Raw genomic sequence first — 19,790 nt, 5'->3', positions numbered from 1 at the left:
GAAATTCCACAAAATGGAATTTAAAGCGCCTTCCGCTTCACGATTTTGTTTCGATCGTAGACGCGCGCAGTGGTCGCAGGATTCGCGTGAAGGTCCGGCAATGTGCCGCTCTCACGCTTGAATTGCGTCGCGTAGTATGCGCGCAGGTCATGGAAGGTGAATCGGCTGGCGATGACCTTCGCCTCGATCGCCTCATTCATCAACTTCCCCCAGAACCCTTTGAAGCCGTCTCGGGTGTAGTGCGTGCCGAACTTCGTCGTGAAGACGTAGAGGCATTCCTTCTCACCGCGCACGGACTCCAGGCGATCGAGCAGTTCGGCGAGCGGCGGCGTGATTTCGATCTGCTCGATGACCTCGCCGCGTTTCTTACCGCGCTGCTTTGCCCGCTTCACACGAATGTGACCTGCCTTGCGGTCGACCTGCGGCCATGAGAGGTCGAGGAACTCGATCTTTCGGTTACCGGCGAGCGCGGCGTACTCGGCCGCCATGCCCATCATCGCGCGCTGGCCGCCCTGCGCGGCGAGCCAGCTGGTGAATGCCTGGAACTCCGCCGGATCTGCGGTCTCGGTGCGCGGCTGCTCTTCGTTGCGTCGGACTTCGCGGCAAGGGTTCGTTTTAGCCTGCCCGAATTCGATCGCGAGACCGATGAGGTTCGAGAGCAGGGCGATCTCGCGGTTCGCTCGTACGGGTGCGTCCTTCCGTTCCTTGCGTAGATAGCGAGCAACGTCTGGAGCCTCGATGTCGGACGCGCGGGCATCCTTGAAGCGCATGAGTAGTGGCCCGGCGCACTGCTCGTAGTCCTGAGCCAACTGCACCTGTTGATCGCGCAGCTCCTGCTTCTGGACCTTCGTCAGCGACTTCTCCGTGTCGAGCCGGTGCTGGATCGCCTGGATCGCGATTTCCGTCTTCTGCTCTTCGAATTGCCGTTCCAGCTCGATCAACTGCGCCTGCGTCATGCGCCCCTGCTTAACCTCTTCCTCTGCCGCCATCAGCGCGCGCTGTTGCGCCTGCGAGAAACCGGCATTCGCACGCTTCGCGGCCAGGTCTTCGAGTCCCTTCGTCTCGGCCGCGATCGCTGCCTGCATCTCCTGCGAACCCTGAATTGCGGCCGCTGCACGTTGGCGGTCCATCACCGCGAGACGCCCGTTGATCTCAACTTCCTTCGTCTTGAGCGACAAGCGTTCGGCCGGGTTCCGAGCCTTCCCTTCGAGTGCCGTCGTCTGGTCGAGCTGCTCCTTTATTGCAGCACGCTCGGCGTCCATGCCGGTCAAGGTGATCTCAAGACGCTTCAGGTAATAGTCACGAAGCGAGATCTCTTGCAACTTGTAGGACCGATCCAGCTCGGCTTGCTCGGCCTTCAGATCCTCCTTAAGAACGTTGAGCTTCGCCTGCGTCTGAGCGTTCTCATAGGCGTAGTCGCGCATCGGCGTGACTTCGCCGCCGTGGTGACCGCGCGGTGTCCCCTTGGAGAAATTGATCTGCTTCGTGCCGACGGCACCGTGAAGATCAGCTGGCGCCGCCGAGTCGGACCAGACCTTGTGCATGAAGCTCGAATACTGAGCACCTTTCGTCTCGATGTCGTGGAAGCCCCTGCTGGCGGCAGCAACCATGCCAGAGAAATCGCCAGCGCCCGCGCGGTTCGCAATGGTCGCAACGGTGGAGATGGCGATACCGGCCTGCTCGGCGCCGGTTACCAGTGTCCCGAAGACGGAGGCTGCTACCTTCACGACCTCCGATACCCCGCGATAGAAGTCCTCGAGAATCGGCTTCAGCGAGGCGTTGTCCGACAGGGCCTGCGTGAGATTCAGGATCGTCGGCAGCAGCACGGTCTTCGCGCTCATGGACATGGCATCCATGCGGGCGTGCGCGAGGTCCATTTGCTCCTTCATCGCCGCCATCTGCTTGATTGTGTCACCGCCGATGACAGCCCCGACCTCGTGAGCCTGCTTCGACAGCTCGCCGAGCCCGGCGGACCCGCGATCGAGCAACGGGATGAGCTGCGCGCCGGCCGCGCCGAACAACTCGTTTGCCACGGCCGCTTTGCCGGCGCCGTCGGCAGAGTTGCGTGCGCCGAGGGCGCTATTTATGGACCACTCCTCCCGATGGGGTGGAACAAACCGAATTGCAAATCTGACGATGCATGCATGCGCTCTCGATTCGCCGTGCTCTGGGACGGCTTGAACGTCGCGCGTGGTCATGGCTGGGATGCGAATCCATGGGTATGGGTTGTCGAATTCAGGAGGATCGAACGATGAGTATCGTCACGAACGATCAGCTCGTCGAGCTGACGGGCGGCCTCAAACAAGGTGCCGCGCAGAAGCGCTGGATCAAAAAGGCGCTCGGGATCGATGCACCGCTGAAGGCCGACGGGCATCCGTTCCTTACGTGGGACCAGGTCAACAGGCGCGATGAGCCGGCACAGAAGAAAGCGAACATCAACTGGCAAACAGCATGAAACGGAAGAAGAACATCCTGCGTGACGGGCTGCTGCCGCGCATGGAGGCGATCCCCAGGAAGAAGGGGATCAGCTACCGCTACCACCCGGTCGGCGCCAAGCCGATCAGCCTAGGCATGGACAAGGTCGCTGCCGTGCGCAAGGTGCTCGACATCATCGGCGCGGCCGGCGACACGGGCACGATCGGGAAACTCTGGGAAGAGTTCAAGGAAACGGACCGCTGGAAGCGCTACGCTCCGGACACGCGGAAGGACGGCCAAACGAAGCAGCTGCAACTGACGATCGCGGCGAACGACGCGCAATCGCAATCGGCACGCCAGGCGGCCGACGACATCGAGGCGAGCTTCACGAAGATGTTCGCAAACATTGCGCAGCAGCCTCGAAATGCGCTTCAAGCCTTTCGCGATTTCACGATGAACGTTGACCAGATGCTTACGCAGTTGGCGGCGAAGCAACTGTTCAACAGCGTCTCGAAGATGGACTTCGGCGGCGGCTTCTCGGTCGATTCGCTGCTGCGCACGGGCACATCGAAGTTGCTCGGTGGCGACGCAACCGGCACGACGGCGACGACCGCGCACACGACGGCTGTTACAGCTGACACAACAGGCATCACTGCGATGACAGCGGCGATTGCAGCTGCCACTGCAGCGTTAGCTGGACTCACGGTGTCGGCGGGGACCGCTGCAGCGTCGAACAGCCTGGGAGGTTTGTCGGGGCCTGGCGGTGGTTTGGGCGGCCTCTTCGGTGAGGGCACTGGCGGTTCAAATTCTTGGGGTTTCACGATGCCGGACGGGAGCCTTGGCGACACCATGCCGTCGATCGGTGGCAATGCGTACGGCTTCACGATGCCCTCATACGACGTTGGCACGCCGTTCGTGCCAAACGACATGATCGCGCAGATTCACCAGGGTGAGCGCATCACGCCGGCCTACCTGAACCGGCCGGAACACAACTTCGGCGCGGTCGCCGTCACGAACAACTTCCACCTGCCGCAGCAGATGGACATGCGCACGCAGAGCCAGATCGCGGCGGCGGCCGGCGCCGGCATGCAACTCGCAATGCGGAGGAACGGGTAAATGACGACGCCATTCCTCGAGACGCCGCGCTTTCCCGACGATCTCGCGTATTGGGCGCGCGGCGGCGTGTGTTTCAGCACGACGATCGCCGAGACGACGTCCGGCCGCGAGCAGCGGAACATCCTGTGGAAGTTTGGCCGCGGTTCGTGGGACCTACAGAACTGCTTCCGCACCGGCGACGGCGTGCAGGACGCGTATTCGGTCCAGACGCTGCGCAACTTCTTCCGGATCGTGAAGGGGCAGGCATACGGGTTCCGTTTCCGCGACTTCACCGACTACATGGACGAAGGGCAGGGGCTGCTCGGCATTCAGACGACCTTCGGCCAGGACGTTGTGCCGACCGGCGCCGGCAACGGCACGCCGACGCTGCAGCTGTACAAGAAGTACGCGGCCGCGCCGCTCGCCGACTATCGGCTGATCGCGAAGCCGCTCGCGGTGCAACTGCAGCGCAACGGCGCGACGCTCGTCGCCGGCTCGTCGCCCGGTAACTACAGCCTCGACACGACGACCGGCCTTGTGACGTTCGTCGCCGACAACAGCGCGGCCGTCACCGGCTGGACGCCGGGCGCGACGACGCAATTCACCGTCGCGTCCGTGCCGTCGGGCTGGACTGTCGGGAAGATGCTGTATTTCACGGGCGTCACCGGCACGGGTGCGTCGGCAGTGAATGGCGTTGCGGTCGCCATATCTGCGCCTACCGACATTCGTCGGAATGCTCGCTCGTTTTCCGAGCGGGTGCCGCAGGCCAACGATCTCCAAGGTTCGATGTTTCAGTCCCAAACCGGAATCGGGTGCGGGGGCAGTCGCGACTCAACAGCGTCAGTCGACGGCTGGCCGAGACAGCGCAGAGGAGCGAAATGCCGTATCGGCCCATGAGTTGAATCGCTCCCGGAACGGCGTCTCAACCGAACGATTCAACCGGTTTGCAAGTACGAAGGACGCGGCTAGAAAAACCGTGTATTCAATCGCGAGTGCGACAGGACCGGTCGTGAGCTTTTCCGAGACGAGGAGCGCCGGCCGAAAAACGGCATGGCCGAGATATAACGAATACGATACGCCGCCGAGATACTGTGTCGCGCGGCAGTGAAGTAGTCGTGCAATCGGACCTTCGTCGCGGCTAAGTGATGCGATGAGTATCGCAAATACCGACGGGGCCATGAGTGCCAGGCCAGGTATGCAATCCGCAAACAGGATTAAGGCAATGGCGATGGCCGCGATCAAAATTTGCGTGGCCGCTCCGGTCGTACTTGTCACAATTCGGTGGTCGCGGTAATGCGCAATGGTGGCGCCGATGAAGAAGCCGGCCATGCAGCGGGCCCACCCCCAGTCGAATGTCGTTCCCAGACAATCGCCTCGTGTCATGCATGAGCGAGGAATGAGCGATGCCCATACCGCAATCGCATATCCAAGAATCGCCAATGTGGCGAAGCCGGCGGCGCGGTGCCGAGCCGGCATTATCAAACAGAGCGCTCCGAACAGGAGATAGATGTAAAACTCGTCTGCAGTACTCCAGCTGACACCATTCCCGATATCGTATTGGAAGAGATGGAGTCCTTGCGTCATCGTGGCGATCGACCCGGCTTCGATGACGGTGGGCACTAAAGGGTGAGCATTCGGAATATGCAGGACAACTGCCATCGCGACCAGCAGGTTGAGCATGACGTAGTATAGGACGCTGGCAACCATATGCGTCGGCCATAGCCGACCGAACCTGCGCACCATAAAACTGAGCCATTGCCTCGTGTCGCCAATCCTGCTTCCGTACGCGCTGCAAATCACAAAGCCACTCAAAACGAAAAACAGGTCGACGGCGAGATAGCCGTTCCGGCTCACGCCACGGCCCGGAAGGTAGAACTGCATGTGATAGACGACAACAAGTAACGCGGCGCACCCGCGCAGCCCCTCCAGACTGGCTATGGTCCCTTTCATGTGCTCCCCGCCGAAGATTTGCGCATCCTCGTTGTCGATTCGGTTATAGGGGAAAAGCGGGGCACGCTCAATGTCCGTAGGGAAAGCCATTAGGCATGGGTTGCGGTACTACACTGGGTGGCACGGGGCGTTCCCACGAAGAAAAGCCGTGCTTGCGAAAAGGCATAAGCGAACCGCGAAGGTCACCGCGATTCGCGGTCGCACGGCTGCCTTGTTGCCGGTCCGTGATGTTCTGCGTCATTGTTCAGCGTCACCATCTCGAGCGTGAGTTGACGACGGTGATACGATCGGGCTCGACTCAAAATAAAGCGAGGACGCTCGTGTCGACTATCGCCAATCTGATGGACACCGCCATCGCTGACGTCGAGTTATTGCGGACGCTGGATGCCAGCGGAGACGATTTTGGTCTCCCTCGTGACGTCGAGTTTCTGATGCGAGGGCCTTCAGCGGAGAAGGCTGCCATCGTCGCGGGCTTCATTAATGACTATCAATACGGCCGCGCCACGGTCGATCAATCGGGAGACGAGCATCGGGTATTGGTCGTGATAAACATGCCGATTCAACAGCACAACATCTTGTCCGTCTCCGGTTTCATGGCGTGCGTCAGCTTGCTCTACGGACTGCATTATGACGGGTGGGGGTGCATTGCCCAGAAGCGCCACTAAGCTGAAGCTTTTCGCGCCGATGATCGATTGCGATATACCTGGATATCGAGCGCCACACGAAAGACTGCTCGATGGCGCAACCTGATGCCGATACACATCGTTCGCACATTTCCGATTGGTCGATCCTGCATTTGTTCACGAATCCGCAATGCAAATCGGTAGCGGTGGTCGTAAAACGATCATCGGCACGCAAATTGGCGGAATAGAACCGTGATATGACGCAAACCGCCAAATCTTCACAGTCTTGCATTCGTGTAATATATTAAATTCCTCGTGCCCGCAGCTTTGCAGGGCCGTTCGGTCCCGACGCCCCGGAAGGCGTCGGGACTTTTTTTTGCTGCGCCATCTCGCGCAATTAGCGATTCAATCCACCGTTGAAATATCGCGATTGCTACACTTTCCCGACCACGATCACCCAACGGGAGTCATCACGCATGCCGGAAAACCGAGCCGTCATCCTGCGCAGCGCGACACCACACGACGCTGAGCGCATCGCTCGCTTGCATACGCTGAGCTGGCAGAGCGCGTACAGCCATATTCTTCCGGCGGCTTATCTGTCGGACGACGCGCCGACGGAGCACGCAACCCGCTGGCGACATTATTTTGATCGCGCCGAAGCAGAGTGGGGCCTCGTGCTGATTGCGGAATCGAATGGCGTCCCGGTTGGTTTCGTAAGCGCGGAAAGGCCGGTCGATTCGGCGCGTGGCGTTCTGCTCGATTGTCTTCACGTACATCCGAATCATCACGGGAGCGGCACGGGAAAGCGCATGATCGAAGCCGTTCGCGCATGGGCCCGACATATCGGTTCGGGCAGGGTTCATCTGTCCGTGCTCGACGACAATGTTCGCGCGATTGGTTTCTACGAGCACAACGGCTGGCAATGGCTCACGGTCGAAACGAGCCACATCGGCCTGACAGAAGTGACTGATCGGGTCTACGTAATCGAGGCGTAAAGGCGGAGCCTGGCAGGCAGCGAACAGAACGGCTGCGCGCTACATGTCCGTCCCGGAAAATCGCCGCACACCATCCGTTACTCGCTGCAATAACGCAGGAGCAAATCCGCCTCCGTTTCATGTACTTCGACGGGCAGGCTCGTCGCTCCCGCATACGCGAGATAGCGCGCACGATGCTGACCGTTGCGGAACGACGCGACACCGATTTTCGACAGGCCCGGGATGCCGAGCAGCGTCCGCGTTCGCGTCTCGCGAAACGTGATGAACGGCATGTCCGGAATCCTCGCCTCGTCCGGGTCAAGGAATTCGCGAATACCGGCAGCCTTGCCGGGCGCCCAGTACTGCACCGCCGGCAGCACATAATCGGTCGTGTCGCGGTCGGCACAGGCCAGTAGTTTCCTCAGGTCGACCGTCACGACACGATGTCGCGAATCGTCGGAGGCGAATACCCGCTTCAGATGCGTATAGGCATAGGCGGCGTGCCCGGGAAGCTGGATGATCCAGACCTCCACGCCGTCTTGTTGTACCCGGGCGAGTGTCATTATTTCCTCTGATGGCGCATGCGTTTTTTTGTTGGGGGCATGTAGCAGCGCAATCACGGCCACGGCCGCTTGGCAGGCGGATACCCGGAATACGAACGGCGAATCAGGTGTGATCGAATGGCGCAAGGAGCCGGTCACGAAACGGCTGCAGGAGCGATCCGGTCATGCGTATTCAGTCGACATCCACATCTTGCGAGAATATCGCGATACTGCTGGCCGGAATGACACGTGCTATGAAAGTCACACAAGATTCACGCAGCGCGTGAAGGCGGACAGACGCGGGACATCACAAGAGCCAGCGGGCGGAGTAGCGGGAAAAAATCATGTCGCCGGAGCTTGAGATCGAGTATCGCGATTGCCGCTCCACCGCGATGCTCGAAACCCGGGAAACCGGCTGTGTCGGTGTGATCGACGCCAGAAATATCACGACATCTTTTACCGGCCCGGACATTTCGGCGCGGTGCTCGCACCGGCCGCTGCGCTTGCATTCGGGCACGTAATGCAATTCACACGGCACGCGGGCTTTCCGGTTGAAAGGGTGAGTTGCCGCACAGACGATTGCATGGACGGCAATTCACAATCTGACCGGTTGACCGATCTACCCCGGCCCGGTCAACCGTTTCCCCGCTCGCTCGCGCAGGAGCGGGGCTTTTTGGCCGCCCGACGCATGCAGGTCGCGTCGGAGTAACCGGACAGGCGTTCGGCAGGCTGCGTTTCGCGCCCCGGCATCCGTTCGCCTGCTCCGCATGAATCGCTTTCCTCGTGTCCAAGCGATCGCTTGGGCCCATCGCCGGTCTGGGCCGGTGATGCCTTGATCCCGGTGGCGCATCACTGCGCTGCCGGGATGTTTTTTGTCCCGAGCCTGTCGAGACCCGGTTACGTGCGGCGCGTGTTGCCGCCGGCTCAGCCGGCCTGCTCGACGCTGGTTTCCCATCCGTCGTATTCGCCGCCGAGCGAGCGTACTTCGCGATTGATCGCGAGCGTATGGCGCGTGATGTCGGCCAGCGTCGTCGCGCCTTCGTGCGCGAACCGCACGGCCGATTTGCCGTCTTCGGTCGGTGCGACCGATTCGACCGGATAGCCTTTCGCTTCGGCCCAGTCGGCGAACTGGTGCGCGTCGCTCGGCTCCGGGAAATACGCCCAGTGCATCACGCGCCGCTTCACGTCGCTCATGTCACCTTGCTGCCGCAGCGCTTCGAGCACACGCATGTCGCGCATCAACTGCCAGTCGTCATCGGTCGGGTAGAGCGTGCGCCAGTACGTCTCCTTGTCGGGATCGTCCTGGTACGCGTACTGAAGCGCGTAGGTCGTCTGTTCGGCCAGCGAGTCGACGATCTCTGCCGCGGCCGCTTCGTCGAACGGGACGTAGAACATGAAATCCTGGTTGCCGTCGACGGTGATGCGGCCAACCTGCACCCCGTCTTTCGCGATCACGGCGGCATCGAGCAGATCCTCGATCCTGGTGAGATCGGCGAACTCGTCGCCGCTCGGCAGGCCGTCGGGCGTCGGATGCGCAAGCGTGACGCGCACGCTGAGCAGCGCCGTGCGTGGATCGCTTTCGGCGATTTCCGCATAGCTGTTATTGAAGCTGATGAAGGCCTGATGGTCGCCCATTCTGGCAGGGAAGGTTCCCCAGGCGTCGGTCATGTGTTTCTCCCGTGCACGATTGTCTGTTGACGGTTGCAAAGCGTCCCAATGTATCATCGAAAATCGCGTTGGCCGAAGAGGCGCGCTGGATCGTGCGCCCGGTCGTGTGCCGGGGATCCTGATGCCGATCGAATTCGAGCGCTGGCGCACGGTTATCGCGTTCCATGGCTCGGCGCTTGCGCCCGTTGCGCAAGATGGCCGAGCGGCCTGATCGCATCGCGCCAGTATGCTGAGCGACCGGGCTACGAGACGGTGCGGTGGCGATTTCTTGTGGCCGCTCCGGCAGCGAATACATGCGAGTCCGCGGCGCACGTCACCTGACGCGCTTTGCGTGGCGGGCCGCAATAATTTCGGAGGAGACTGCGATGTCGATGTTTGCGGTGAATGGTGTCCGAATCGATCCGCTCAGCGCGCGGGTGACGCACGTGCGCTGGGCGGCCGTCAATCCGGCCGACCGGTCATGGGCCGCTACGCCGAGCGAAGCAGCGGTGGTCGAGGTGGCGCACGCGCTCGCGTCCGGCAACGACGTTCACGCGGTGTTCGACGAAGTCGACGGAACGGCCGTGGGACCGAAGCTGAAGCGCGTGCTGTATCGCGATGCGTCGGAAGGCATCGAGCTCGACGTCGATGCGACGAGCGAGTCGCGTACGTTGCGGGATCTTCCGCAAATCTGAACGACGCGCGCCGGATCGTTGCAAAGGCGGGCGCACGCGAACATTTACGGATTCGCCGCGCGCCGATCGCGAGGCGTAGTATCGGGCAACCGTCCTGCATCGTTGCCGACCGTGTCGAGCGGATCGACGGGAAGGCCGACGCGCGTTCTGTCGTGCCGACAACGAGCGAACAACGCAACCGCGCACGAGACCATGTCCAGACACTTCATCGCCCCGTTGGCCGTCGCATCCTGCCTGGTGCTCGCGGCCTGTCAGACCGAAACCGTATCGCCGCCGCCCGAGACTGCATCGACGGCGATTCCGGCATCGTCGCCGGCCACGCCGATTCGTGGCATCGGGCAGGCGCCGCATCTGGCCGGCGAGAGCCACTGGGCCACCCACGCGTGCACGTCCGACGGCGCCGTCAAGGTGTGCAATTGATCGAGCGACCGACACGATGAGCGACGCAAGCGAAACGAACGATGCCGTCTGGCATGTCGACCCGGTCGCGGGAACGGTGACGGGCGCATTGCCGGTGGTGCTGCCGGTCGACAGCCGCAGCTTCCGGCGAAAGGCGCTCGTCTGCGCGGTGCTCGCCGTATTGACCGCGTGCGGGTACGCGGCCGACGTGACGCTGTGGCAGGTTGCAGCGCTGGCCGTACTGCTGGCGCTCATGAGCGGCGGCTTCTTCCTGATATCGCGCCGCAAGATGGCACTGCATGTCGACGAAACCGGCTTCAGGCTGGTGGGCTCGATGCGCGACAAACCGGCCACGCCGTGGCGCGACGTCACCGAATTCGGAATCGTCAGCGTCGCGGGAAATCATTACATCGGCTACCAGTTCTCGGCGCATTCGTCGCGCACCCGGGTGCCGGGCGGCGTGATGCTGCCGATCAACCGGTTTGCCGATCTTCCGCTTGACGCGGTTGCCGCGTTGCTGGAGGCGTGCCGCCGGCAGTTCGGCGGGCCGGAAGATCGCGCCGGTCGAGTGGACTGATGCCGGGGCGCAGGCGCGATCCGGTCGACCCATCGGCGGCTGAAGGCGACTGAAGCAAAAAAATGTTGGCACGCGTGTCGATTTCCGTCGGGCTCGTCCGTCGTAGGATCGGAGGCGTGCGCATCGTGCGTGCGCCCCGCTTTCCGACACGACCAACCGACTGAAGGAGCGACACCCATGGCCACGTCCGTCAACCCGATCCCCGAAGGGATGCGTACGCTGACACCGCACCTGATCTGTGCCGGCGCCGCAGCAGCAATCGACTTCTACAAACGTGCGTTCAACGCGAGCGAGCGGTTCCGCCTGCCGACGCCCGACGGCCGGCTCGCGCACGCATGCCTCGCAATCGGCGATTCGACACTGATGCTGGTGGACGAAATGCCCGAGCACGGCGCGCTCGGACCGAAGACGCTGAAAGGCACGCCGGTGTGTCTGCATCTGTTCGTGCCGGACGCCGACGCGGCGATCGCGCAGGCTGTTGCGGCCGGCGCGACAGTCACGATGCCGGCGGCCGACATGTTCTGGGGCGATCGTTACGGGCAGGTCGAGGATCCGTTCGGACATCGCTGGTCGATCGCCACGCACCAGCGCGATCTGACGCCGGAGCAGATCGCCGACGCGATGGCGAGTGCGCCGCCGTGCGGGGGCTGATCGAGCCGGATCCATCGTGCTGAATGGCGGGCTGGCGCGGCGGCACACGCCGGCGTGCTGTTCGTGAGTGTTCAGCCGCCGGCTGCCTTGCCGCGCTGTTTGTCCTCATACATCCGCCGATCGGCCGATTCGAGCAGGCCGGCCACAGTGCGATGCCGCGCGGGATCGTAGGCGACATGGCCGACGCTGAAGCGAATCGCATAGCCGTGTGCATCGGCCGCGTTGCGCGATTCGCATGGGTCTTTGTCTCTGGTGCCGGCTGCTGCGCCGGTCGTCGATCGCATGTCGCTCGGAGCTTGCGCATGCCCGGCCGCACATCCTTGCCGATACCGCGGCGGTCGGCCCGCGCATGTCGAACGGTATCGAGCATTCTCCGCTGCGTTACCGCGACGAACGCCAGCCGTCTTGATGCGTCGTGCGCCGCATCGGATGGTGTAGTCGGGTGGCCGATGCTTCAAGCTATGCGGTGCGATGCCGTAAACAGGGCAAGATCCATGATTCATCTATCGCACCATGACTCGAATTCTGTACGCGGGGTATCTCGCATTTGCGCTGTACCTGCTTTACCCGATGATCCACAACACGTTGAACTTCAGCATGGACTGCGTGCTGAGCGCGCTGCCGGGCGGGGAGCGCAACATGCCGCAGCGTACGGCGAGCGATGCGTCGACGCCGGGCAGCCGGTGTGGCGCGGATACGCAACTTGCGGCGCGATCGCCCGACCTCCATTGACTGCACGGATCGCCGCGAGCCGAGCGTCCGTGTGCCGGCCATTCGGCCAGGTTGCCTGATGCGCGATGGACGCCGATCATTGACGACATCGCAAGCGAATATCCGATGACGACGGCAGTCGGCGCGCCGCACGCGAACGATGCGTGCGATTGCGTGCGCGGGATGCGTCAGTAGGAGGAGCGGTACGGCGTGCCCTGGTCGAAGCGGCTTTGCCAATGCGTGAGGTAGCGCGATGCGAGCTGCGGATTGTTCCAGACGACGATGACGTTCTCGGAGTTCCGGCTTGCCGCCGACGCACTGTAGTTGAACGAACCGGTCTCGACGTGTTCGGCATCGATCACGAGGTACTTGTCGTGGTGGATCGCATAGGCAGCGATCGTGCGCGTAGGAATGCCCGCGTTGACGAGCAGGTTCAGCGCCTGCTTGCTGCTCTTCGCGCGATTGCCCTTGTCGTCCACGACGACCGCGACATTCACGCCGCGTCGCTTGGCCGCGAGCAGTGCGCGCGTGACGGGCGGCGACGTGAACGAGTAGGCAGCCACGCGAATCGAGCTGCGTGCGGCACCGATTGCCTTCAGCACGAGCGCTTCGGCGCCGCCATCGGGCGAGAACGCCGATTCGACGACCTGCGTGGCCGGCGCTTCATGTGTCGGGGTCGGCAGCAGTTGCGCGATGTAGTCGAACGCCTGCTGCAACAGCGATTCGCTGTGCGTCTTGCCGAAGGCGGCGAACGGTGTGGCGAGCAGAAAGGCGGCGAGGCAGGTGGCGGCGAGGCGATTGCGCGACAACATCTTGGACAGCGAATAATTTCGAGACAGCGGGCCGTGAGTGTAACGCAGACGTGGCGCCGCGGTCACGCCAGAATGCGAATAGCCACGTTGGGTTGCGGCGTGTCGATGCAACGATGTTCGTGACGTCCGGCGATATCCGTTCGGGGTCGATGATCGCGCCGATCGTTCGATGGCGATGCCGCACGCGTGCGTGCGCAAGTGGATCGTGCGCGATCCCGGCGTGACGCAATGCCGACATGCGCGAATGCGATCGGCAGCTTCAGCGCGGTATGCGAATGGAGCAGGAGGGTGCGGCGACGCGAATGCCGGTCATGCGAGACGCTACGCTGCCGACAGGGACGTGATACGCAATACGCGACGGATCCGTTGCTATACGCACGCAGCAGGCGCTATGCGCGCGACGTCACGCATCGAGCGGCCCGGCGTCTTCGCGGGCGATCCATCCGGGCCCAGGTTCCGGCTGCACGTCGTGCACATCAAGCGGCTCGCCGCACGCCGAGCACACCGCGACCGCATGCATCAACTGGCCGCAGGTTCGATGGCGCAACTGCACCGGCGGCCCCTGGCCGTCGTCCTTCCAGCGGTCGCCCCATGTCATCAGTGCGAGCAGGGCCGGGTAGAGGTCGAGGCCCTTTTCCGTCAGCCGGTATTCGAACCGCGGCGGACGCTCCTGATAGGCGCGCTTGACCAGCACGCCTTCGTCGACGAGGCGTGCGAGCCGTTCGGCCAGCACGTGGCGCGTGAGGCCCAACTGCGTCTGGAACGCGTCGAAGCGGCGGCAACCGAGAAAGGCGTTGCGCAGGATCAGCATGGTCCAGCGGTCGCCAAGCACGGCGAGCGTGCGCGCGACCGAACAGTTCAGCGTACCGATGTCATCCCATTTCATGATCGAGTCTCGTGCGGCGGTTCAGCAAAGGAGCGGGACCGATTATAGAACCCGTCTTCGGTTGCGACGGGCGCGCGTTGCATTGACAAGCCCGGTGCGGTTGTCAATAATGAGTTCCAATTTAGAACTTACTCGCGCGGCGACGCGCTTTCAATCAGGAGACCACCCGATGAATCCGCTTTCCCTGTCCGGTATCGAACTGCTGCGCGCAGCAGTGTCGGGCGACGTGCCGCTCGCGTCGATTTCCGAGACGATTCCGATGCAACCGCTGGGCGTCGAGCTCGGCTACGTGAAGATGTCCGCCCGGGCGGACGACCGGCACCTGAATCCGCTGGGCGGCGTGCACGGCGGGTTCGCCGCGACGGTCCTCGATTCGGTCACCGGCTGCGCGGTGCATTCGATGCTCGACGCGGGTGTTGGCTACGGCACGGTCGACCTGCACGTGAAGATGCTGCGTCCGGTGCCGCGCGACGTCGACCTGATCGCGGAAGGGCGCGTGATTCACCTGTCGCGTTCGCTCGGCGTCGCGGAGGGCACGCTGAAGACCCCGGACGACAAGATCGTCGCGCATGCATCGGCGACATGCTTCATCCAGCGGCCGCAATGACGAGGCGGGCGACGGCGGGCCGGCTCCAGCCGCCGACGCAATGCGGACGCGGCGCGGGTGGGTCGGCGCGTGCCAGCTGCATGCGTGGCGCACGCAAGCCGAAGGCGGCCTGTAAGCGTCCGTGTCGGCCATCTGAAGCGTTCGCTTCAATGTGATAGCGTTCCTGCTTTCCACCGACGCGACAGGAGCAGCATGGAATACCGCACACTCGGCGATTCAGGCATCGAGGTCAGCCTGATCGGTCTCGGCACGATGACGTGGGGCGAGCAGAATTCGGAGCGCGACGCACACGAGCAGATCGACTACGCGCTTGCGCAGGGCGTCACGCTGATCGATGCCGCGGAAATGTACCCGGTGCCGCCGAAGCCCGATACCCAGGGCCGCACGGAGCAATACATCGGCACCTGGCTCGCGCAGCATCGCGCGCAGCGCGACCGGATCGTGCTCGCGACGAAGATCGCGGGCCCGGCGCGGCAGCCGCACAATCCGCGTCATATTCGCGGTGAAGGCAACCAGTTCGACCGCAAGAACCTGACCGAAGCGCTGGACGGCAGCCTCAAACGCCTGCAGACCGACTACGTCGACCTGTACCAGTTGCACTGGCCCGATCGCAGCACGACGACGTTCGGCCGTCCCGCGTATCCGTGGGTCGACGACGCGTACACGGTGCCGATCGAGGAAACGCTGGGCGTGCTCGCGGAATTCGTGAAGGCCGGCAAGGTCCGCGCGATTGGTGTGTCGAACGAAACGCCGTGGGGCGTCGCGCAATTCCTGCATGCAGCCGATAAGCTCGGGCTGCCGCGCATCGCGAGCATCCAGAACCCGTACAGCCTGCTGAACCGCACGTTCGAGAACGGCCTGTCGGAATTCACGCATCGCGACGGGGTCGGCCTGCTCGCCTATTCACCGCTCGCGTTCGGCTGGCTGTCCGGCAAGTACGAGAACGGCGCCCGCCCGGCCGGTGCACGCATCACGCTGTTCGAGCGCTTCCAGCGCTACAGCAAGCCGCAGGCGGTCGAGGCAACGTCGCGCTACGTCGAACTCGCGCAACGCCACGGGCTGTCGCCCGCGCAACTCGCGCTGGCGTTCGTCAACAGCCGGCCGTTCGTGCGCAGCAACCTGGTCGGCGCGACGTCGCTCGAGCAACTGAAGGAGAACATCGGCAGCATCGACGTGACGCTGTCCGACGAGATCCTTGCCGAGATCGACGCGCTGCACGAGCTGCAGCCGAACCCGGCGCCGTAAACGGCGCGCGGCCCGCGCGGCAGCGATGCCGCGACGGGCCGCGTTCGACGCGCGTGGCGGCGTCGTTTGCGTCGTCAGCGCATCCCGAGCCGGGTGCGCGCGACGAGCAGCGCGACGAGACTCAACACCGCGCAACCCATCAGATATAGCGCCGGCGACAACCGGTTGCCGGTCGCGCTGATCAGCCACGTGATCATGAACGGCGCGAAGCCGCCGAACAGCGTGACGCCCGTGTTGTAGCTGACGGCGAGACCGGTCGCACGCGTCTGCGACGGGAACAGTTCGGCCATCAGCGCCGGCAGCGCGCCGCAATACGTCGCCTTCAGCAGGCCGATCCAGATCAGCGCAGCGATCATCGTCGCGAACGACGCGTGATGCGTGAGCCACAGGAACGTCGGCCACACGGTGACGAGCATCAGCACGGCCGCGGCCGCCATCACGCGAATGCGCCCGGTGCGATCGGACAGGTGACCGACGAGCGGCGTGACGAGCGTCAGCACGAAACCGGTCGCAAGCGTTGCCGCAAAGCCGGTCGATGCCGGCAGCCCGAGCTGCTTGATCGCATACGTCGGCATGTACAGCACCATGTAGTTGATCGCGGTCGAGATCACGAGCACGCCGATCGACAGCAGCACGCGCATCTTCTGGTCCGCGAACAGTTCGCGCACCGGCGCTTCGGAGCGCGCCTGCGTCTTGAACTCGGCGCCTTCATCGACGTAGCGGCGAATGTAGAGCCCGATCGGACCGATCGCGAGGCCGAACAGGAACGGTACGCGCCAGCCCCAGCTTTCGAGCTGGGCGGTCGTGAGCGTCGACGTCAGCAATGCACCGAACCCCGACGCGAGCAGCGTCGCGAGGCCCTGGCTCGCGAACTGCCAGCTCGACATGAAGCCGCGCCGCTGCGGCGCATGTTCGACGAGGAAGGCGGTCGAGCTCGCGAATTCGCCGCCGGCGGAAAAGCCCTGCATCAGCCGCGACAGCATGATCCCGAGCGGCGCGAGAATGCCGATTGACGCGTAGGTCGGCATCAGCGCGATCAGCAGCGTGCCGACCATCATCAGCCCGATCGACAGCAGCAGCGACGCCTTGCGGCCGGCACGGTCTGCATAGGCGCCGAGCACGAAGCCGCCGATCGGCCGGATCAGGTACGACAGCCCGAACGTGCCGAGCGTGAGCATCAGCGAGGTCGCCTCGCTCGTCGCGGGGAAGAACAGCTTGGCGATCGTCACCGCGAAAAAGCCGTAGACGATCAGGTCGAACCATTCGAGTGCGTTGCCGATCGACGCCGCGAAGATGATGCGCCGGATTTTCGCGGCGCTGGGGCTGGCGGCATCCTGCGAGGTCAGGGTGGTCGTATTCATCGTGTGAGCATGTCCCGAGAAAGGGCGAAGCGCGTTACAGAGCGGCGCCGGCTGCGGCGGGTGCCGCGCGGCGAACGGGCGGCGCGGCATCGCCGAGATCCCAGAAGAGGCCGGCCATCATCTGCAGTCCCTCGCGCACGACGCTCGCGAGCAGGTGCTCGTCGGGCGCATGCTGCGAACACGCCGGATACGAATGCGGAACCCACAGCGTCGGCAGCCCGAGCGTGTCGGCGAACACTTCGTTCGGCAGCGTGCCGCCGAGATTGGGCAGGATCGCGGGCTTCTTGCCGGTCGTGCGTGCGAGCGACGCGACGGCCCAGCGCACCCACGGATCGTCCGGCGACAGGCGCGTCGCCGGTGCGCCGCGCTCGACGTCGATCTCGATGTCGGCGAAGCCGTGCGCATCGAGATGCGCGCGCAGATGCGCGTGCAGCGCCTCCCAGTCGGTGCCGACCACGAAACGCAGCTGGCAGTGCGCATACGCGGCGGGCGGAATCGCGTTGACCGGATGGTCGGGATTGCCGGCCTTGAACGCGAGGATCTCGAACGTGTTCCAGCCGAACACGCGCTCCGCGGCGGACAGGCCGGGCTCGCCCCAGTCGGCGTCGAGCGCCGGATCGCCGGGACCGCCGCCGACGCTCAGGTCGGCCAGCGCGGCGCGCACCGCGGCGGGAATCGGCGGCGGACGCAGCCCCGCGACGCGGATCGCACCGCGCGCGTCGACGAGGCACGCGAGCGCGTTGGCGAGCACGGTCGCCGGATTGCGCAGCAGCCCGCCCCAGTTGCCGGAGTGATGGCCGCCGTCGCGTGCGCGCAGGCTCAGCTTGAAGTTGACGGAGCCGCGCGAACCGAGGAACACGGTCGGGCGCTCGGCGGTGAGGCGCGGCCCGTCGGATGCGATCAGCACGTCGGCCGCGAGCGCGTCGCGCTCCTGGCGGCACAGCACGTCGAGGCCGGGCGAACCCGTTTCCTCGCCCATCTCGATCAGCAGCTTCGCGTTGAAGCCGAGCCGGCCGCTGCGCGCGTCGAGCACGCTCGCCAGCGCGGCGAGATTGATCGTGTGCTGGCCCTTGTTGTCGGCGCTGCCGCGACCGTACCAGCGATCGCCGTCGGCGGTCAGCGTCCACGGCGACAGCGGCGCGCGCCATTGCGCGTCGTAGCCGCGCACGACGTCGCCGTGACCGTAGATCAGCACCGTCGGCAGTGCGTCGTCCTCGTGGCGCGAGGCCAGCAGGAACGGGCCGCCGCCGTCGACGGGGTTGTCGACGATCCGTGACGTGAAGCCGAGGCGGGCGGCCTCGGGCGCGATCTCGTCGGTCAGGTAGGCGCGCAGCGCGGCGCCCGTGCCACTGTCCTGGCTTTCGGTGCGCAGGCCGACGCGGCGGCCGAGGGTGGTGAAGAACGCGCCCGATTCGAACTGGTTCAGCGCGTGCTGGATGGCGGCGGTACGGCTCAAGACGTGTCTCCTCTGTCGTATTGCCAGCGCGCGCACGGTGCGCGCAACCGGGGGTGCGAACGATTCTAGAAAGCCGTTTTTTTTGTCACAATGATCGAATTTCGAACATTTCTTTGCCGAAAAGGCAAAGCTCGACAGCCCGCAGCGGCACGGGGACAGAACGATGGCGGCTTTCCTGCACGGTCTTGCACTGCGGTACTTCGTCGAAGTGGCGCGCACCGGGTCGATCAGCGACGCGTCCGCGCGACTGCACGTCGCCGTGTCGGCGATCAGCCGCCAGATCGCGAAGCTCGAGAGCGAGCTCGGCGCGCCGCTGTTCGAGCGTCGGCCGCGCGGGATGGCGCTGTCGGAGGCGGGCGAGCGGCTGCTCGGCTTCGCGCAGCGCAGCCTGCTGGAGGCCGAGCACGTGATGAAGGAAATCGGCGGGCTCGAGGCGCTGCACGGCAGCCTGTTGAAAGTCGCCTGCTCGGAAGGGTTCGCGATCGATTTCCTGCCGGGCGCGCTCGCGAGCTTCAAGGCGCGCCATCCGGGTGTCGATTTCTCGGTGTGGGTCGTGTCGCCGGCGGACGCGACGCGACGCGTGCGCGATGGCGATGCCGATATCGGGCTGACGTTCAGCCTCGCGCCGGAGCAGGGCGTGCGGGTCGAACATACGGAACGCGCGCCGATCTTCGCGCTCGTGCGGCGCGACCATCCGCTCGCGGCGCGCGAGTCGGTGTCGCTCGCCGATGTCGCGCAGCACCCGCACGTGCTGCCCGAGGCCGGCACGACGGTGCGCCAGTTGATCGACATCGCGTGCGTGCTCGACGGGCTGATGCTCGAACCCGAGCTGACCAGCAACAACACCGCGGTGATGTATCGCTATGCGCAGCGCATCGGGGCCGTGATGTTCACGGGCCTGCTGTCGGTGCGGGACCGTATCGACGCGGACGGCTTCGTCATCGTGCCCGTGACGAACCCGCAGTTGCACGAGCGCAGCATTCAGGTGCAGACCATGGCGGGGCGCGATCTGCCCGCATCCGTGCGCGCGTTTCGCGACCATCTGGTCGACGTGATGAGCGCCGCTTCTGCGCCGCCGGTTGCCGCGCGCGGCCCGAGACGCCCGGGCGTGAGATAATCGCGGATCCGCCTTCCGTGCCCGTGC

The 19,790-nt window shown here is 64.2% G+C and carries 23 protein-coding genes; 14 read left to right on the top strand and 9 right to left on the bottom strand.

Annotated elements, in window-relative coordinates; translation table 11 throughout:
• Nucleotides 1-20: 20 nt before the first annotated feature.
• On the bottom strand, nt 21-2,198 hold the full coding sequence (locus BX604_RS39865) for a tyrosine-type recombinase/integrase (RefSeq protein ID WP_257146510.1): 2,178 nt from the start codon (nt 2,196-2,198) through the stop codon (nt 21-23).
• A 53-nt stretch (nt 2,199-2,251) separates the two neighbouring features.
• Here BX604_RS39865 and BX604_RS39315 point away from each other — a divergent pair, with 53 nt between their 5' ends.
• From BX604_RS39315 to BX604_RS37155, 3 genes are read left to right on the top strand one after another with little or no spacing between them, the layout of a single operon-like run.
• The gene (locus tag BX604_RS39315; protein ID WP_175760457.1) at nt 2,252-2,455 is read left to right on the top strand and encodes a DUF4224 domain-containing protein; all 204 of its coding nucleotides are present in this window, start codon (nt 2,252-2,254) and stop codon (nt 2,453-2,455) included.
• A complete protein-coding gene (locus tag BX604_RS37160) occupies nt 2,452-3,531 on the top strand; it encodes a hypothetical protein (RefSeq protein WP_098556920.1) in 1,080 nt (359 codons plus the stop codon). Before BX604_RS39315 ends, BX604_RS37160 begins: the two co-directional genes overlap by 4 nt.
• Nucleotides 3,532-4,407, top strand: a complete 876-nt coding sequence (locus tag BX604_RS37155) for a DUF2460 domain-containing protein (protein ID WP_098556918.1) — start codon at nt 3,532-3,534, stop codon at nt 4,405-4,407.
• Here BX604_RS37155 and BX604_RS37150 read toward each other — a convergent pair.
• A complete protein-coding gene (locus BX604_RS37150) occupies nt 4,351-5,550 on the bottom strand; it encodes an acyltransferase family protein (RefSeq protein WP_257146509.1) in 1,200 nt (399 codons plus the stop codon). The two genes, BX604_RS37155 and BX604_RS37150, sit on opposite strands and share 57 nt — an antisense overlap.
• A gap of 230 nt (nt 5,551-5,780) precedes the next feature.
• Here BX604_RS37150 and BX604_RS39310 point away from each other — a divergent pair, with 230 nt between their 5' ends.
• Both BX604_RS39310 and BX604_RS37140 read left to right on the top strand, forming a co-directional pair.
• Nucleotides 5,781-6,125 (top strand): ribonuclease E inhibitor RraB, encoded by a 345-nt coding sequence (locus BX604_RS39310; protein ID WP_179894965.1) that lies wholly within the window; start codon nt 5,781-5,783, stop codon nt 6,123-6,125.
• Nucleotides 6,126-6,559: 434 nt separating this feature from the next.
• Nucleotides 6,560-7,078: a GNAT family N-acetyltransferase gene (locus BX604_RS37140; protein WP_098556913.1), complete on the top strand. Its 519-nt coding sequence runs from the start codon at nt 6,560-6,562 to the stop codon at nt 7,076-7,078.
• Nucleotides 7,079-7,155: 77 nt separating this feature from the next.
• Here BX604_RS37140 and BX604_RS37135 read toward each other — a convergent pair whose 3' ends face one another.
• Nucleotides 7,156-7,620 carry a plasmid fertility inhibition factor family protein gene (locus BX604_RS37135; RefSeq protein WP_098556910.1) on the bottom strand — a complete coding sequence of 155 codons (465 nt, stop codon included), beginning with the start codon at nt 7,618-7,620 and terminating at the stop codon, nt 7,156-7,158.
• A 323-nt stretch (nt 7,621-7,943) separates the two neighbouring features.
• On the opposite strand from BX604_RS37135, the gene BX604_RS39305 reads away from it, so the two are divergent.
• A complete protein-coding gene (locus tag BX604_RS39305) occupies nt 7,944-8,120 on the top strand; it encodes a hypothetical protein (protein WP_179894964.1) in 177 nt (58 codons plus the stop codon).
• 403 nt (nt 8,121-8,523) lie between these two features.
• Here BX604_RS39305 and BX604_RS37130 read toward each other — a convergent pair whose 3' ends face one another.
• Nucleotides 8,524-9,267, bottom strand: a complete 744-nt coding sequence (locus BX604_RS37130; protein ID WP_098556908.1) for a DUF695 domain-containing protein — start codon at nt 9,265-9,267, stop codon at nt 8,524-8,526.
• A 365-nt stretch (nt 9,268-9,632) separates the two neighbouring features.
• Between BX604_RS37130 and BX604_RS37125 the strand changes: the two genes are divergently transcribed.
• The 4 genes from BX604_RS37125 (at nt 9,633) to BX604_RS37110 (ending at nt 11,568) form a co-directional block, all read left to right on the top strand.
• Entirely contained in the window at nt 9,633-9,941 is a 309-nt protein-coding gene (locus BX604_RS37125) for a phosphatidylserine/phosphatidylglycerophosphate/cardiolipin synthase (protein ID WP_098556906.1), read from the top strand.
• A gap of 192 nt (nt 9,942-10,133) precedes the next feature.
• Complete coding sequence (locus BX604_RS37120) at nt 10,134-10,361, top strand: hypothetical protein (protein WP_098556904.1); 228 nt, start codon at nt 10,134-10,136, stop codon at nt 10,359-10,361.
• Between the two features lie 16 nt (nt 10,362-10,377).
• The gene (locus BX604_RS37115; protein WP_098556902.1) at nt 10,378-10,917 is read left to right on the top strand and encodes an aspartyl-tRNA synthetase; all 540 of its coding nucleotides are present in this window, start codon (nt 10,378-10,380) and stop codon (nt 10,915-10,917) included.
• A gap of 177 nt (nt 10,918-11,094) precedes the next feature.
• Nucleotides 11,095-11,568 carry a VOC family protein gene (locus BX604_RS37110; RefSeq protein WP_098556900.1) on the top strand — a complete coding sequence of 158 codons (474 nt, stop codon included), beginning with the start codon at nt 11,095-11,097 and terminating at the stop codon, nt 11,566-11,568.
• 71 nt (nt 11,569-11,639) lie between these two features.
• On the opposite strand, the gene BX604_RS37105 is transcribed toward BX604_RS37110, so the two are convergent.
• Nucleotides 11,640-11,852, bottom strand: a complete 213-nt coding sequence (locus tag BX604_RS37105; protein WP_373562457.1) for a hypothetical protein — start codon at nt 11,850-11,852, stop codon at nt 11,640-11,642.
• A 229-nt stretch (nt 11,853-12,081) separates the two neighbouring features.
• Here BX604_RS37105 and BX604_RS37100 point away from each other — a divergent pair, with 229 nt between their 5' ends.
• On the top strand, nt 12,082-12,300 hold the full coding sequence (locus BX604_RS37100) for a hypothetical protein (RefSeq protein WP_098556898.1): 219 nt from the start codon (nt 12,082-12,084) through the stop codon (nt 12,298-12,300).
• Between the two features lie 167 nt (nt 12,301-12,467).
• On the opposite strand, the gene BX604_RS37095 is transcribed toward BX604_RS37100, so the two are convergent.
• Both BX604_RS37095 and BX604_RS37090 read right to left on the bottom strand, forming a co-directional pair.
• On the bottom strand, nt 12,468-13,091 hold the full coding sequence (locus BX604_RS37095) for a phospholipase D family nuclease (protein WP_098556896.1): 624 nt from the start codon (nt 13,089-13,091) through the stop codon (nt 12,468-12,470).
• Between the two features lie 403 nt (nt 13,092-13,494).
• Nucleotides 13,495-13,977, bottom strand: coding sequence for a winged helix-turn-helix transcriptional regulator (locus tag BX604_RS37090; protein WP_098556894.1), 483 nt, complete (start codon nt 13,975-13,977; stop codon nt 13,495-13,497).
• Between the two features lie 169 nt (nt 13,978-14,146).
• Here BX604_RS37090 and BX604_RS37085 point away from each other — a divergent pair, with 169 nt between their 5' ends.
• On the top strand, nt 14,147-14,584 hold the full coding sequence (locus BX604_RS37085) for a PaaI family thioesterase (RefSeq protein WP_098556892.1): 438 nt from the start codon (nt 14,147-14,149) through the stop codon (nt 14,582-14,584).
• 192 nt (nt 14,585-14,776) lie between these two features.
• Complete coding sequence (locus BX604_RS37080; protein ID WP_098556890.1) at nt 14,777-15,829, top strand: NADP(H)-dependent aldo-keto reductase; 1,053 nt, start codon at nt 14,777-14,779, stop codon at nt 15,827-15,829.
• 74 nt (nt 15,830-15,903) lie between these two features.
• On the opposite strand, the gene BX604_RS37075 is transcribed toward BX604_RS37080, so the two are convergent.
• Nucleotides 15,904-17,190, bottom strand: a complete 1,287-nt coding sequence (locus tag BX604_RS37075) for an MFS transporter (protein WP_098557151.1) — start codon at nt 17,188-17,190, stop codon at nt 15,904-15,906.
• Between the two features lie 34 nt (nt 17,191-17,224).
• Nucleotides 17,225-18,646, bottom strand: a complete 1,422-nt coding sequence (locus BX604_RS37070) for a M20 family metallopeptidase (RefSeq protein WP_098556888.1) — start codon at nt 18,644-18,646, stop codon at nt 17,225-17,227.
• Between the two features lie 163 nt (nt 18,647-18,809).
• On the opposite strand from BX604_RS37070, the gene BX604_RS37065 reads away from it, so the two are divergent.
• Nucleotides 18,810-19,763, top strand: a complete 954-nt coding sequence (locus BX604_RS37065; RefSeq protein WP_098556886.1) for a LysR family transcriptional regulator — start codon at nt 18,810-18,812, stop codon at nt 19,761-19,763.
• Nucleotides 19,764-19,790 lie beyond the last annotated feature (27 nt).

Source organism: Burkholderia sp. JKS000303, from assembly GCF_002563755.1.
Classification (GTDB): domain Bacteria; phylum Pseudomonadota; class Gammaproteobacteria; order Burkholderiales; family Burkholderiaceae; genus Burkholderia; species Burkholderia anthina_B.
Note: the sequence above shows the minus strand (reverse complement) of the source record. Positions and strands in the feature narration are given on the sequence as shown.